At 67.3% G+C, this 12,582-nt stretch carries 10 protein-coding genes and 1 tRNA gene; 4 read left to right on the top strand and 7 right to left on the bottom strand.

What is annotated here, in order from left to right:
* Nucleotides 1-4 precede the first annotated feature (4 nt).
* The 7 genes from J8I82_RS00155 to gloB all read right to left on the bottom strand — a co-directional run bounded on the left by J8I82_RS00155 (nt 5) and on the right by gloB (nt 10,066).
* Nucleotides 5-1,174, bottom strand: a complete 1,170-nt coding sequence (locus J8I82_RS00155; protein WP_209753736.1) for an acyl-CoA dehydrogenase family protein — start codon at nt 1,172-1,174, stop codon at nt 5-7.
* Between the two features lie 14 nt (nt 1,175-1,188).
* The gene (locus J8I82_RS00150; protein ID WP_209753735.1) at nt 1,189-2,040 is read right to left on the bottom strand and encodes an enoyl-CoA hydratase family protein; all 852 of its coding nucleotides are present in this window, start codon (nt 2,038-2,040) and stop codon (nt 1,189-1,191) included.
* A gap of 37 nt (nt 2,041-2,077) precedes the next feature.
* Complete coding sequence (locus tag J8I82_RS00145; RefSeq protein WP_209753734.1) at nt 2,078-2,881, bottom strand: SDR family NAD(P)-dependent oxidoreductase; 804 nt, start codon at nt 2,879-2,881, stop codon at nt 2,078-2,080.
* Complete coding sequence (locus tag J8I82_RS00140) at nt 2,878-5,232, bottom strand: bifunctional salicylyl-CoA 5-hydroxylase/oxidoreductase (protein WP_209753733.1); 2,355 nt, start codon at nt 5,230-5,232, stop codon at nt 2,878-2,880. Before J8I82_RS00140 ends, J8I82_RS00145 begins: the two co-directional genes overlap by 4 nt.
* A gap of 167 nt (nt 5,233-5,399) precedes the next feature.
* Nucleotides 5,400-7,325: a propionate--CoA ligase gene (locus tag J8I82_RS00135; RefSeq protein ID WP_284182814.1), complete on the bottom strand. Its 1,926-nt coding sequence runs from the start codon at nt 7,323-7,325 to the stop codon at nt 5,400-5,402.
* A gap of 133 nt (nt 7,326-7,458) precedes the next feature.
* Nucleotides 7,459-9,132 carry a transglycosylase SLT domain-containing protein gene (locus J8I82_RS00130; protein WP_209753731.1) on the bottom strand — a complete coding sequence of 558 codons (1,674 nt, stop codon included), beginning with the start codon at nt 9,130-9,132 and terminating at the stop codon, nt 7,459-7,461.
* A 133-nt stretch (nt 9,133-9,265) separates the two neighbouring features.
* On the bottom strand, nt 9,266-10,066 hold the full coding sequence (gene gloB, locus J8I82_RS00125) for a hydroxyacylglutathione hydrolase (RefSeq protein WP_209753730.1): 801 nt from the start codon (nt 10,064-10,066) through the stop codon (nt 9,266-9,268).
* A gap of 129 nt (nt 10,067-10,195) precedes the next feature.
* On the opposite strand from gloB, the gene J8I82_RS00120 reads away from it, so the two are divergent.
* The 4 genes from J8I82_RS00120 to J8I82_RS00105 all read left to right on the top strand — a co-directional run bounded on the left by J8I82_RS00120 (nt 10,196) and on the right by J8I82_RS00105 (nt 12,388).
* A complete protein-coding gene (locus tag J8I82_RS00120) occupies nt 10,196-10,927 on the top strand; it encodes a class I SAM-dependent methyltransferase (protein ID WP_209754383.1) in 732 nt (243 codons plus the stop codon).
* 66 nt (nt 10,928-10,993) lie between these two features.
* Entirely contained in the window at nt 10,994-11,431 is a 438-nt protein-coding gene (rnhA, locus tag J8I82_RS00115) for a ribonuclease HI (protein ID WP_029046361.1), read from the top strand.
* Between the two features lie 59 nt (nt 11,432-11,490).
* Nucleotides 11,491-12,222, top strand: a complete 732-nt coding sequence (gene dnaQ / locus J8I82_RS00110; RefSeq protein WP_209753729.1) for a DNA polymerase III subunit epsilon — start codon at nt 11,491-11,493, stop codon at nt 12,220-12,222.
* A gap of 91 nt (nt 12,223-12,313) precedes the next feature.
* Nucleotides 12,314-12,388 (top strand) — tRNA-Val (locus J8I82_RS00105).
* The last annotated feature ends 194 nt before the right edge of the window (nt 12,389-12,582 follow it).

The following is a 12,582-nucleotide window of genomic DNA, read 5'->3' as shown; positions in this document are numbered from 1 at the left end:
TCGCTCAGGCCTTGCGGCCGGCCAGCGTCTCGCGGGCGATGATCAGCTTCTGCACTTCGGTGGCGCCTTCGTAGATGCGCAGCGAGCGGATCTCCCGGTACAGGCTTTCCACGCGCGTGCCGACCTTGACGCCGAGGCCGCCGAACATCTGCACCGCGCGGTCGATGACCTGCTGCGCGTTCTCGGTCGCGACCATCTTCGCCATCGCCGCTTCGCGGGTGGTTCGCTCTTTCTTGACATCCCGCAGCCAGGCCGCGCGATAGGTCAGCAGCGCCGCCGCGTCGATGGCCGTGGCCATGTCGCCGATGGCGGCCTGCGTCAATTGCAGGTCGGCCAGCACGCCGCCGAACATCGGCCGCGCGCACGCGCGCGCCAGCGCATCGTCCAGCGCGGCGCGGCCGAAGCCCAATGCAGCAGCGGCAACCGAGGCGCGGAAGATGTCGAGCGTCATCATCGCCACCTTGAAGCCCTGCCCCGCCTCGCCCAGCCGGTTGCCAACAGGCACGCGGCAGTTGTCGAAGCGCAGCGTGGCCAGCGGATGCGGCGCGATCACGTCAATGCGCTCGGCGATGGTCAGGCCCGGCGTGTCGGCATCGACCACGAAGGCAGAGATGCCGCGCGCACCCGGCGCTTCGCCGGTGCGCACGAACACGCAATAGAAATCCGCGATGCCGCCGTTGGAGATCCAGGTCTTGGCGCCATCGATCACATAATGCTTGCCGTCTTCCGACAGCCGCGCGCTGCACTGCATCGCCGCGACATCGGAACCGGCCTCGGGCTCGGACAGCGCAAAGGCGGCGATGGCCTCGCCGCGCGCCACGCGCGGCAGGTATTGCGCGCGCAGCGCTTCACTACCCGCAATCGAAATCGCACCCGAGCCCAGCCCCTGCATCGCGAAGGCAAAGTCGGCCAGCCCGTCGTGCCGCGCCAGCGTCTCGCGCAGCAGGCACAGCGAGCGTGAGTCGAGCGCAGGCAGCGCGCCACCGTGCGCGGCCGGCACGCAATAGCGCAGCCAGCCCGCCTGGCCCAGCTGGCGCACCAATGCACGGCAGGCGGCATCGGCATCGCTGTGGTCGACATGCAGGTGTTGCGCGCACCACGCGTCGAGCTCGCGCTCCAGCATGCGGTGCGCGTCGTCGAACAGCGGCAGGTCGAGATAGGTCTTGTCTGACATCGCGGCTCCCTGGCTCAGTCGCCTTCGAACACTGGCTTGGATTTGGCCACGAAGGCCTCGTAGGCGCGGCGGAAATCGCGCGTCTGCATGCAGATGGCCTGTGCCTCGGCTTCGGCTTCGATGGCCTCGTCCAGCCCCATGTTCCACTCCTGGTGCAGCAGCTTCTTGGTCACGCCGTGGGCGAAGGTCGGCCCGGCGGCGAGCTGAGCGGCCAGCGCCTGCGCTTGTGCCAGCACGGCCTCGGACGGATGCAGCGCATTGAAGAAGCCCCACTGCAGCCCTTCCTCCGCGTTCATCGCGCGGCCGGTATAGAGCAGCTCGCTGGCGCGCCCTTGCCCGATCACGCGCGGCAGCAGCGAGCACGCGCCCATGTCGGCACCGGCCAGGCCCACGCGCACGAACAGGAACGCGGTCTTCGCCTGCGCCGTGCCCAGCCGCATGTCGGAGGCCAGCGCCATCATGGCGCCCGCGCCGGCACAGATGCCGTCGACCGCGCTGATCACCGGCTGCGGGCATGCGCGCATCGCCTTGACCAGATCGCCGGTCATGCGCGTGAAGTCGAGCAGTTCGGGCATGGTCATCTGCGTCAGTGGCCCGATGATCTCGTGCACGTCGCCGCCCGAGCAGAAGTTGCCGCCGGCGCCGGTGACCACCACCGCCTTGATGTCGCTGGCGTAGCACAGCGCGCGGAACAGGTCGCGCAGCTCGGCATAGGAGTCGAAGGTCAGCGGGTTCTTGCGCTCCGGCCGGTTCAGCGTGATGGTGCCGACCTTGCCGTCGTCGGACACCGACCACAGGAAGTGCCGCGGTTCGTAGCCGGCAAAGCTGCGCTTGTGGTGGCGCATGTCGAGTGCGATGTCAGTCATGGTTCTCTCTCAGGTCCTTGCTCAGGTTTTTGGCTTGTCAGCCCGCCATGACTTCGCCGCCGGCCACCGGGATCGCCTGCCCGGTGATCGCGCCGGCGGACGGCTGGCACAGCCATGCCACGGCGTCGGCCACTTCCTCGGGCTGCACCAGTCGGCGCTGCGGATTGCGCGCGGCCAGTTCGGCGCGCGCCTGGTCTTCGCTGCGGCCGGTCTTGCCGACGATGTTGGCGACGGCGTCGCGCACGATATCGGTCTCGGTATAGCCCGGGCAAACCGCGTTGACGGTCACGCCCTTGGCCGCGGTCTCCAGCGCCAGCGCGCGCGTCAGTCCGATCACGCCATGCTTGGCCGCGCAATAGGCGCTGACGTACCCGTAGCCGATCAGCCCGGCGGTGCTGGCCACGTTGACGATGCGCCCCCAGCCGGCTTCGAGCATCGGCGGCAGTGCGGCTTGCGTGCACAGGAAGGTGCCGGTCAGGTTGACGTCGAGCATGCGCTGCCACAGCGCGGCATCGGTCTTCATGAAGGGGGCGCTGTGCGCCTGCCCGGCGTTGTTGACCAGCATCGATACCGGACCAGCCTGCTCCGTTGCCGCGGCAAAGGCGCACGCTACGCTGCCGGCATCGGCGATATCGGCCGTGACGAACGAGACCATGGCGCCTGCCGGTGCCTGCTCGCGCAGCGCCTGCACCGTCGCTTGCAGCGTGCCGGCATCGCGCCCCAGCAGCGTGACGCTGGCGCCGTCGGCCAGCAGCCGCCGCGCGATCGCTGCACCGATGCCGCGCCCGCCTCCGGTGACCAGTGCGTGGCGTCCGGCCAGTGTTGCCGTGCTGCCGGTCATGCCTGCTTCTCCTGCGCCGCCGCGCGTTCGAGATTGGTTTCCAGTTGCCGCTTGCCGGCCACGTACTGCTTGGGCCAGGCGATGTCGCGGTAGCCGATGCGCGCGGCTTCCTGCAGCGTCCACGCCGGATTGGCCAGGTGGGGCCGCGCGATCGCGCACAGGTCGGCGCGGCCGGCGGCGATGATCGAGTCGACATGATCGGCCTCGAAGATCGCGCCCACCGCGATGGTGGCGATGCCGGCCTCGTTGCGGATGCGATCGGCGAACGGCGTCTGGTACATGCGGCCATACACCGGCGCCTGGTCCGGGCTGACCTGCCCCGACGAGCAGTCGATCATGTCGGCGCCGGCGGCCTTGAAGGCGCGGGCGATCTCGACGGCGTCGTCGGGCGTGATGCCGCCTTCGACCCAGTCGTGCGCCGAGATGCGCACCGACATCGGCTTGTCCTGCGGCCATACCGCGCGCACGGCCTCGAACACTTCCAGCGGATAGCGCAGCCGCGCCGCCAGCGAGCCGCCGAACTCGTCTTCACGCGTATTGGTCAGCGGCGAGATAAAGCTCGACAGCAGATAGCCGTGGGCGCAGTGCAGTTCGAGCCAGTCGAATCCCGCTTCGGCCGCGCGCCGGGCACTGGCCACGAAATCGTCGCGCACGCGATCCATGTCCGCGCGCGTCATCTCGCGCGGGGTCTGCGATTCGCCCGGCAGGTACGGCAACGGCGAGGCCGACATCACCGGCCAGTTGCCCTGCGGCAGCGGGTGGTCCATCGCCTCCCAGCCAAGCTGCGTCGACCCCTTGCGGCCGGAGTGTCCGATCTGCATGGCGATGCGGGCGTCGCTGCTGGCATGCACGAAGTCGACGATGCGCTTCCACGCGTCGCGCTGCGCATCGCTCCACAAGCCCGGGCAGCCCGGCGTGATGCGCGCATCGGGCGACACGCAAGTCATTTCCGCCACCACCATGCCGGCGCCGCCCAGCGCGCGCGAACCGAGGTGCACCAGGTGGAAGTCGCCCGGCATGCCGTCGGTGCAGGAGTACATCGCCATCGGCGACACCACCACGCGGTTCTTCAGCGTGACACCGCGCAGCCGGAACGGCGTGAACATCGGCGGCAACGGCTCGTGCTCGCGCAGCTTCAGGCTTTGCCGCGGCACGCCGGCCTGTTGCGCCAGCCAGTGCTCGAATTGCGCCACGTAACCGGCGTCGCGCACGCGCAGGTTCTCGTGCGAGATGCGCTGCGAACGCGTCAGCAGCGAATAGGCGAACTGCTCCGGCGGCAGGCTGCCGGCGTAGCGCTCGACGTTCTCGAACCACTCGGTCGAATTGCGCGCCGCGTTCTGGATCTTCAGCACTTCCACGCCGCGCGTGGCTTCGTAGCGCGCCAGCGCATCGGGCAGGCCGTCGTGGCCGCTGCCACGGATCTCCTCGGCCAGGTCGATCGCATCTTCCAGCGCCAGCTTGGTACCGGAACCAATCGAGAAATGCGCCGTGTGCGCGGCATCGCCCATCAGCACCACGGGCACGCGACGGCCGTCCGGCAGCGTATTCCAATGCACCCACTGGCGGCAGATCACGCGCGGGAAGCGGATCCAGATCGCCGAGCCGCGCAGGTGCGCCGCGTTGGTGATCAGCTTGTTGCCGTCGAGGTAGCGCGCGAACAGCTTCTCGCAGTACGCCACGCCCTCTTCCTGGCTCATCTCGTCGATGCCTGCGGCTTGCCAGACCGATTCCGGCGTCTCGACGATAAAGGTCGAGGTGTTGTCGTCGAAGCGGTAGGCATGCGCCTGGAACCAGCCGTGCTCGGTCTTTTCGAAGGCAAACGTGAAGGCATCGAACAGCTTGTGTGTTCCCAACCAGACGAAGCGGCACTGGCGCGTATCGATGTCCGGCTGGAAAGTCTCGGCGTAGCGGGTGCGGATGCGGCTGTTCAGGCCATCCGAGGCAATCACCAGGTCGGCCTGGTATTGCATCGCCAGCGCCTGGTCGTCGGTGACATCGTTCTCGAACACCAGCCTGACGCCGAGCGCCTCGCAGCGCGCCTGCAGGATATTGAGCAGGCGCTTGCGGCCGATGCCGATAAAGCCGTGGCCGCCGGAGCGGATGGTGCGCCCGCCGATATGGATGTCGATATCGTCCCAGTGGTTGAAGGCGGCATTGATTTCGGCGGCGCTGGCCGGATCGGCCTGCTTGAGGTTGTCCATGGTGGCGTCGGAGAACACCACACCCCAGCCGAAGGTGTCGTAAGGCCGGTTGCGCTCGACCACGATGACCTCGTTGGCCGGATCCTGCAGCTTCATCAGCAAGCCGAAGTAAAGCCCGGCCGGTCCGCCACCAATACAAAGCACTCGCATCTGTTGCCTCCTGCTTGGCCGCGCCGGACAATGCCGACCGGTCTCGCCACGATCTAGATCAAACTTAAATATTTTATGCTTCAAATATTAGACTGCATCACGAGCCATGGCAAGCCCGCAGTGTGAAGTGTCCGTTTCGACACCTCACACCGCCCGCCGTGCCTGCTTCAGCCCTTCAGCGCGCCCTGGATCTGCTCCAGCGCCGCCGGGTCTTCGATCGTGGTCAGGTCGCCGGGATCGCGCCCTTCCGCCACCGCCTGCATCGCGCGCCGCAGCAACTTGCCGGATCGCGTCTTCGGCAGCGCATTGACAAAGAATACGCGCGCCGGCCGTGCCACCGCGCCGAGCTGCTGCTCGACGGTCTTCATCAGTTCGCCCTCCAGCGCCAGCCGGTCCGCGTCCGTGGCGGTCCGCGCCGGGTCGCGCGCGATGCAGAAGCCCATCGCCACCTGGCCCTTCAGCGCGTCCTGCACGCCCACCACCGCTACCTCGGCCACGGCGGCGTTCGAAGACAGGCTTTCCTCGATCTCGCGCGTGCCCAGCCGATGGCCGGCGACATTGATCACGTCGTCCGTGCGGCCGAGGATAAAAACATAGCCGTCCTCGTCGCGCACGCCCCAGTCAAAGGTGGAATAGCACAGCCGGTTCGGCACCGCCTGCCAGTAGGTGCGCACGAAGCGGTCGTCATCGCCCCACACCGTGCTCATGCAGCCCGGCGGCAGCGGCCCGTCGATCGCGACCACGCCCTTCTGGTTGGGCGGGCATTCCTCGCCGGTGCTCTCGTCGACGATCTTCAGGTCGTAGCCGTAGGCCGGCACGCCCGGCGAGCCCAGCTTGGGAGGCAGCGGCTCGATGCCGCGCTGGATCGCCAGGATCGGCCAGCCCGACTCGGTCTGCCAGTAGTTATCGACCACCGGCTTGCCCAGGCCGTCCTGGATCCAGCGCGCGGTGGGTTCGTCCAGCGGCTCGCCGGCCAGGAACAGCAGGCGCAGGCTGGACAGGTCGTAGCGGGTCAGCCAGGCCGGGTCCTGCTTTTTCAGCACGCGGATCGCGGTGGGCGCGCTGAACATCAGGTTGACCCGGTATTGCTCGACCAGCCGCCACAGGATGCCGCCGTCCGGGCGGATCGGCGTGCCCTCGTACATCAGGGTGGCCATGCCGGCCAGCAGCGGCCCGTAGACGATATAGCTGTGGCCGACCACCCAGCCGATGTCGGAGGCCGTGAACATGGTGTCGCCCGGCTTGCCGCAGAAGATGTATTCCATCGACGTGGCCAGCGCCACCGCGTAGCCGCCGGTATCGCGCTGCACGCCCTTGGGCTTGCCGGTGGTGCCGGAGGTATAGAGCACATACGATGGCTCGCTTGACTCCAGCCATGCGCACGGCACCTGCGCGCCGGCCACGCGCTCGCGCCAGGCGGCATAGTCTTCATCGCGGCCTTCGGTGCGCGGCATGTCAGCCAGCTGGCGGTCGACCAGCAGCACCTTCTCCGGCTGGTGCGACGAAAGCCGGATGGCCTCGTCCAGCAGCGGCTTGTACGGCACCACCTTGCCGGCGCGCGAGCCCGCGTCGGCGCTGATCACCACGCGCGGGCGGGCATCGTCGATCCGGGCCGCCAGGCTGACCGAGGCGAAGCCGCCGAACACCACCGAATGGATCGCGCCGATGCGCGCGCACGCCAGCATCGCAAATGCGGCCTGCGGGATCATCGGCATGTAGATCAGCACGCGGTCGCCCTTGCGCACCCCCAGTCCCTGCAGGATCGCCGCCATGCGGTTGACCTCGTCGTGCAACTCGGCGTAGGTGTAGGTGCGGGACTGGTCGACTTCGGTCGAGACCCAGTGCAGCGCCGGCTGGCTGGCGCGCGCCGCCAGGTGGCGGTCGACCGCGTTGTGGCACAGGTTGGTGCGCCCGCCTACGAACCAGCGGGTGAACGGCGCGCGGCTGTTGTCGAGCACCTGGTCGAACGGGGTTTCCCAATCGATGCGCGCCGCCTGTTCGGCCCAGAACCCTTGCGGGTCGGCCAGCGAACGGGCATGCACGGCATGGCTTGCCGTCATGGCAGTCTCCTTCGCGTCTGCGGTCGTTGTGATGATGACGGTAGTTTGCCACCGGCGCGGGCCTGGGGGAAACGGGATTCGGAGGGGTGCCGCCCGCGGCGGGTGCACACAGCGGATGCAAAAAAGGCGTGCCGCCGGCACGCCCTCTTGCTCTCAAGCGCTGCGCTCAGCGCGTCTTGCTGCCCTTGCCGCTGGCCTTGACGCTGGACTTGGCCGATGCCTTCACCGGGCCCGCCTTGGCCTCGCGCGCCACCTTGGCCGGCGCCGCCTTGGCACCGCGGCGCGAAGAGGCTTCCACCGTGATGCGCTTGCGCGGCTCGGCCTTGCCTCCCTGTGTCGATACACGCACGATCCCGCCCTTGCTGCCGCGTTCGGCACGCTCTTCGCGCTCGGCCCGGTCGGCCCGTTCGGCACGCGCCGCGCGCACCGCGCCGGCGCCGCGCACCGGCACCATCAGCACCAGGCTCTGCCCTGCCACCAGCTTGGTGCCGGACAGCTTGTTCCACGACTGCACCTGACCCGGCGACACGCCGTAGCGACGCGCCACCGATGCCACCGTATCGCGCCGGCTGGCGCGCACCACCACACGGCGCGCATCGGGCAGGTCGGGCTCCATCGCCAGCATGGCGGTGTCGGCCAGGCTCGCGCTGATGTCCTGGTCGTGGCGGCCCGAGCGCGGGATCATCACGGTCGAACCGGCCTTCAGGCGCATGCCCTTGGGAATGCTGTTGATTTCCCGCAGCGTGTCGGCATCGACATTGAGCCGCGCCGCCAGCGATTCGACGCGCTCGCGCCCGTCCACGGTGACCGCGGTCCAGCTCGACAGCCCGCCGCGATAGGTGTTCAGGTTGTACTGGAAGCGCTCGGCATTGTCGAACGGCAGCAGGATCTGCGGGTTGGATGCCCCCAGGATCACCGGCCGGTTGAACGACGGGTTCAGCGCCTTGAACTCTTCCAGCGTCATGTCCGCCAGCTTGGCGGCGAGATTCACGTCGATATCGCGCGACGTAGTCACCGTGACGAAGTACGGATGGTCCGGGATCTCGGGCAGCCTGACACCATACACCGCCGGGTTGGCGATGATGTTCTTGACCGCCTGCAGCTTCGGCACGTAGTAGCGCGTCTCGTTGGGCATGGTCAGGCTGGCGTAGTCGGTCGGCAGCCCGCGCGCCTGGTTGCGCGCGATCGCACGCGACACCGCGCCCTCGCCCCAGTTGTAGGCCGCGAGCGCCAGGTGCCAGTCGCCGAACATGTCATAGAGCCGCTGCAGGTAGTCGAGCGCGGCATCGGTCGAGGCCAGCACATCGCGGCGCTCGTCGCGGAACATGTTCTGCTTCAGGTTGTACGACTTGCCCGTGCTGGGAATGAACTGCCACATGCCGGCGGCCTTGGCGCTGGACTGGGCCTGGGGGTTGAACGCGCTCTCGACGAACGGCAGCAGTGCCAGCTCGGTAGGCATCTTGCGGCGCTCCAGCTCCTCGACGATGTGGTACAGATAGCGGCTCGACCGCCCGACCATGCGCTCCATGTATTCCGGGCGCTGCGCGTACCACTGGGTGCGGTCATCGACCAGCGTGCCCTCCAGGTCCTGCATGGCAAAGCCGCGCCGGATCCGGTCCCAGATATCGTTGGACGGGCCGCGCAGCCAGTCCAGGCCGCCCTGGTCGACATTGATGGTGGAAGTGGATGACTTGTCGCTGAGCGAATTGAGCGGGTCCTGGCGCCTGGCGGTCTGGGCGGTCGCGCCGTTGGCATCGGCGTCAGGCGGCGTAGGGGTGCTGGCGCAGGCTGCAAGCAGCGCCGCACACGCAACTACCGCCAGTAATCGACCAATTTTCATTAAGTTCTCGAATCGTGACGCCAAAAGGATGCGTGATGCTAAAAAAAACGGCCAATCGCGTCAATCAGATTTTTCTAGGTAGCAGCCCGAAAGCCTTGACCCGTAAGGGTTTTCGGCCGGTCCTGCCTTCAATTTAGCGGAAATTGTCCTTCCACCCACGCAGCGCGCCAAATGCTTTTGCATCGCTGTCGGTGGCACCGCCGTGCGCCGACACCGCGGCACGCACCGACGGCTCGCGCGAGCGCAGGAACGGGTTGACCTCGCGCTCATGGGCAATGGTGGTCGGCAACGTCGGCGTGTCCGCGGCGCGCAGTGCATCGACGCGCTGCTCCCACGCAGCCAGCGCGGCATTATCCGGCTCGACCGCCCGGGCGAAGCGCACGTTGCTGCGCGTGTACTCGTGGGCGCAGTAGACGCGGGTGTCGCCCGGCAGGCCGGCAAGTTTGTCGAGCGACGCCAGCATTTGCGCCGGCGACCCCTCGAAGAGGCGCCCGCAACCGCTGGCGAACAGCGTATCGCCGCAGAACACGGCGCGACCCGCTTCGCCCAGGTCGCCCACGTAGGCGATATGGCCGGCGGTATGCCCGGGTACGTCCAGCACCCGCAGCGTCACCGCGGGCTCGGCCAGCGTCACCTCGTCGCCTTCGCGCAGCGCCCGGGTGCGTCCGCCGATACGTTCGCCGGCGGGTCCGAGCACCGGCATCGGCGCGCCCGAGGGTGTGCTCGGGTGTGCCGCCAGCAGGTCGGCAACGCCGCCCTGGTGATCGCCGTGGTGATGGGTGATTACAATAGCGCCCAGAGCCAGCCCCCGCTGCGCCAGAAAGTGCTCCACCGGCGTCGACTCGCCGGGATCGACCACGGCGGCATGATGCCCGTCGTGAATGGCCCAGATATAGTTATCCTGGAACGCCGGGATCGGCTCAACCTTCAACATGCGCATGCTCCTATGTCCAATCGTCCCAATCGCCGGAACGGCGAGTACGGCCAGCGCGGCGGCCTGAATGGTCCCAATGGTCCGATTGTAAGCTGGGAAGACTGGCTGGCCTCGCCGCCGGGCGAGTACATGCTGCGCTGGGAAGCGCAGCAGTACGACCGCACCGTGGCAGACATCTTTGGGTACCACGCCGTACAACTGGGCATGCCGCACGTCGATACCCTGCGCGAAAACCGGATGCCGTTCTCGGCGCTGGCGCTGGACCCGTCCAGCGGGCCGCACGGGCCGCGCATGGCACATCCGGACGCGCGCCAGCTGCTGTGCCGCTTCGACGAGCTGCCGTTCGACACGCAGAGCGTCGACCTGGTAACCCTGCCCCATATCCTGGAATTTGCCGAAGACCCGCACGAAGTGCTGCGCGAAGTCTCGCGCGTGCTGATGCCCGAAGGGCGCGTGGTGGTCACCTGCTTCAACCCGATGAGCCTGTGGGGCGCGCGCCAGGGCATGAACCGGCTCGGCGCCACGCCCTTCCTGCCGACCGATGCGCAGCAGATCGGCTTCGTGCGCATCAAGGACTGGCTCAAGCTGCTCGGCTTCGACATCATCCGCGGCCGTTTCGGCTGCTACTGCCCGCCCTACCGCACCGAACGCTGGCTGCAGCGCACCGCCTTCATGGAAAAGGCCGGCGACCGCTGGTGGCCGATCTTCGGCGCGGTCTATATGATCTCGGCGATCAAGCGCGTGCGCAACATACGACTGGTCGGCCCGGCGTGGAAAGCCAAGCCGGCGCTGGCACCGGTGGCAACGCCGGTGGCAACGCCGACCGGCACCCACGGCAAGACACCCGGCGACGATCACTGAGCCGGAACCGCGGCGGAACCACTTACGCGCCGGCCGCGCTACGCGGCCGGCTCTCAACGGAATTCCATGCAAGAAGTCACGATCTACTCCGACGGCGCCTGCAAGGGCAACCCTGGCCGCGGCGGCTGGGGGGCGGTGCTCGTCGCCGGCACCAATGAAAAGGAACTGTTCGGCGGCGAGCCCAACACCACCAACAACCGCATGGAGATGACCGCGGTGATCGAAGCGCTGCGCGCGCTCAAGCGGCCCTGCACCGTGCGCGTCTACACCGATTCGCAGTATGTCCAGAAAGGCATCAGCGAATGGCTGCCCGGCTGGAAAGCCCGCGGCTGGAAGACCGCCGACAAGAAGCCCGTGAAAAACGCCGACCTCTGGCAAGAACTCGATGCGCTGACCCAGGGGCACCAGATCTCCTGGCACTGGGTGCGCGGCCACAACGGCCATCCCGGCAACGAACGCGCCGATGCGCTGGCCAACCGCGGCGTCGAATCGATCGGCCGCTGAACCTCCGCAACGCCGCAACAAGAACCGCGGAGCAATGCCGCTCCGCTAGAATGCCCGCCATGCGACAAATCGTTCTCGATACCGAAACCACCGGCCTGAATGCCGCCACTGGCGACCGCCTGATCGAAATTGGCTGCGTGGAACTGCTCAACCGCCGCCTGACGGGGCGCCACCTGCACTTCTATGTCAATCCGGAGCGCGACATCGACGAAGGCGCGATCGCCGTCCACGGCATCACGGTCGAGTTCCTGGCGGACAAGCCCCGCTTTGCCGAGGTCGTGCACGAGATCCGCGAATTCGTCGCAGATGCCGAGCTGATCATCCACAACGCGCAGTTCGACCTGGGCTTCCTCGACATGGAATTCCAGCTGCTGGGCATGCCGCCGTTCCGCGAGCATGTCGGCAACGTGATCGATACGCTGCGCGAAGCGCGGCAGATGTTCCCCGGCAAGCGCAACTCCCTTGACGCCCTGTGCGATCGGCTGGGGATCAGCAACGCGCACCGCACGCTGCACGGCGCATTGCTCGATGCCGAATTGCTGGCCGAGGTCTACCTGGCGATGACCCGCGGCCAGGACTCGCTGGTGATCGACACCATGGACAGCGGCGCCGGCGCAGGCGGCCCCGCCGCTACGGCCGACCTGTCTCGCCTCGTACTGCCCGTGCTGCGAGCCACCGAAGCAGAACTGGAAGCCCACTTCGACGTGCTCAAGGGCCTGGACAAGGCCAGCGGCGGCAAAACGGTATGGCAGGAAGCCACGGCCGAGGAACCCGGCACGATGGCCGCCTGAACAAAATGTTTGGAAAAGGGCTTTACAAGATACAGGAAGCTCTGCATAATCTCATTTCTCCGCTGCACGACGGCAACGTCGATGCAGAAAGGGGTGGTTAGCTCAGCGGTAGAGCACTGCCTTCACACGGCAGGGGTCACAGGTTCAATCCCTGTACCACCCACCAGCATTCAGGAAAAGCCAGCTTCGCGCTGGCTTTTTTCTTTTTGCGCCTTCCGATCCTGCCCTCTCCGGAGGCGCAATACGCACCCCAAACGGCCCCCTCCATCACGCCTTCCGCACACCTGCAACAAGTCCATGATTCTTGTTGCAAACAGTTTCGAATTCACCCTTGACATCTGCTAATCTTGAACGCATGGC

This window comes from Cupriavidus consociatus, assembly GCF_017814975.1.
Lineage (GTDB): Bacteria > Pseudomonadota > Gammaproteobacteria > Burkholderiales > Burkholderiaceae > Cupriavidus > Cupriavidus consociatus.
The sequence above is the reverse complement of the archived record's forward strand: the minus strand, read 5'-3'. Positions and strand labels throughout refer to the sequence as shown.

What these genes read in the sequence shown, in the direction of transcription:
- J8I82_RS00145 (WP_209753734.1), bottom strand. Translation starts at nt 2,881, where the DNA reads ATGACCGGCAGCACGGCAACACTGGCCGGACGCCACGCACTGGTCACC.
- J8I82_RS00140 (WP_209753733.1), bottom strand. Translation starts at nt 5,232, where the DNA reads ATGCGAGTGCTTTGTATTGGTGGCGGACCGGCCGGGCTTTACTTCGGC.
- J8I82_RS00155 (WP_209753736.1), bottom strand. Translation starts at nt 1,174, where the DNA reads ATGTCAGACAAGACCTATCTCGACCTGCCGCTGTTCGACGACGCGCAC.
- J8I82_RS00130 (WP_209753731.1), bottom strand. Translation starts at nt 9,132, where the DNA reads ATGAAAATTGGTCGATTACTGGCGGTAGTTGCGTGTGCGGCGCTGCTT.
- rnhA (WP_029046361.1), top strand. Translation starts at nt 10,994, where the DNA reads ATGCAAGAAGTCACGATCTACTCCGACGGCGCCTGCAAGGGCAACCCT.
- J8I82_RS00150 (WP_209753735.1), bottom strand. Translation starts at nt 2,040, where the DNA reads ATGACTGACATCGCACTCGACATGCGCCACCACAAGCGCAGCTTTGCC.
- J8I82_RS00120 (WP_209754383.1), top strand. Translation starts at nt 10,196, where the DNA reads ATGCTGCGCTGGGAAGCGCAGCAGTACGACCGCACCGTGGCAGACATC.
- gloB (WP_209753730.1), bottom strand. Translation starts at nt 10,066, where the DNA reads ATGTTGAAGGTTGAGCCGATCCCGGCGTTCCAGGATAACTATATCTGG.
- dnaQ (WP_209753729.1), top strand. Translation starts at nt 11,491, where the DNA reads ATGCGACAAATCGTTCTCGATACCGAAACCACCGGCCTGAATGCCGCC.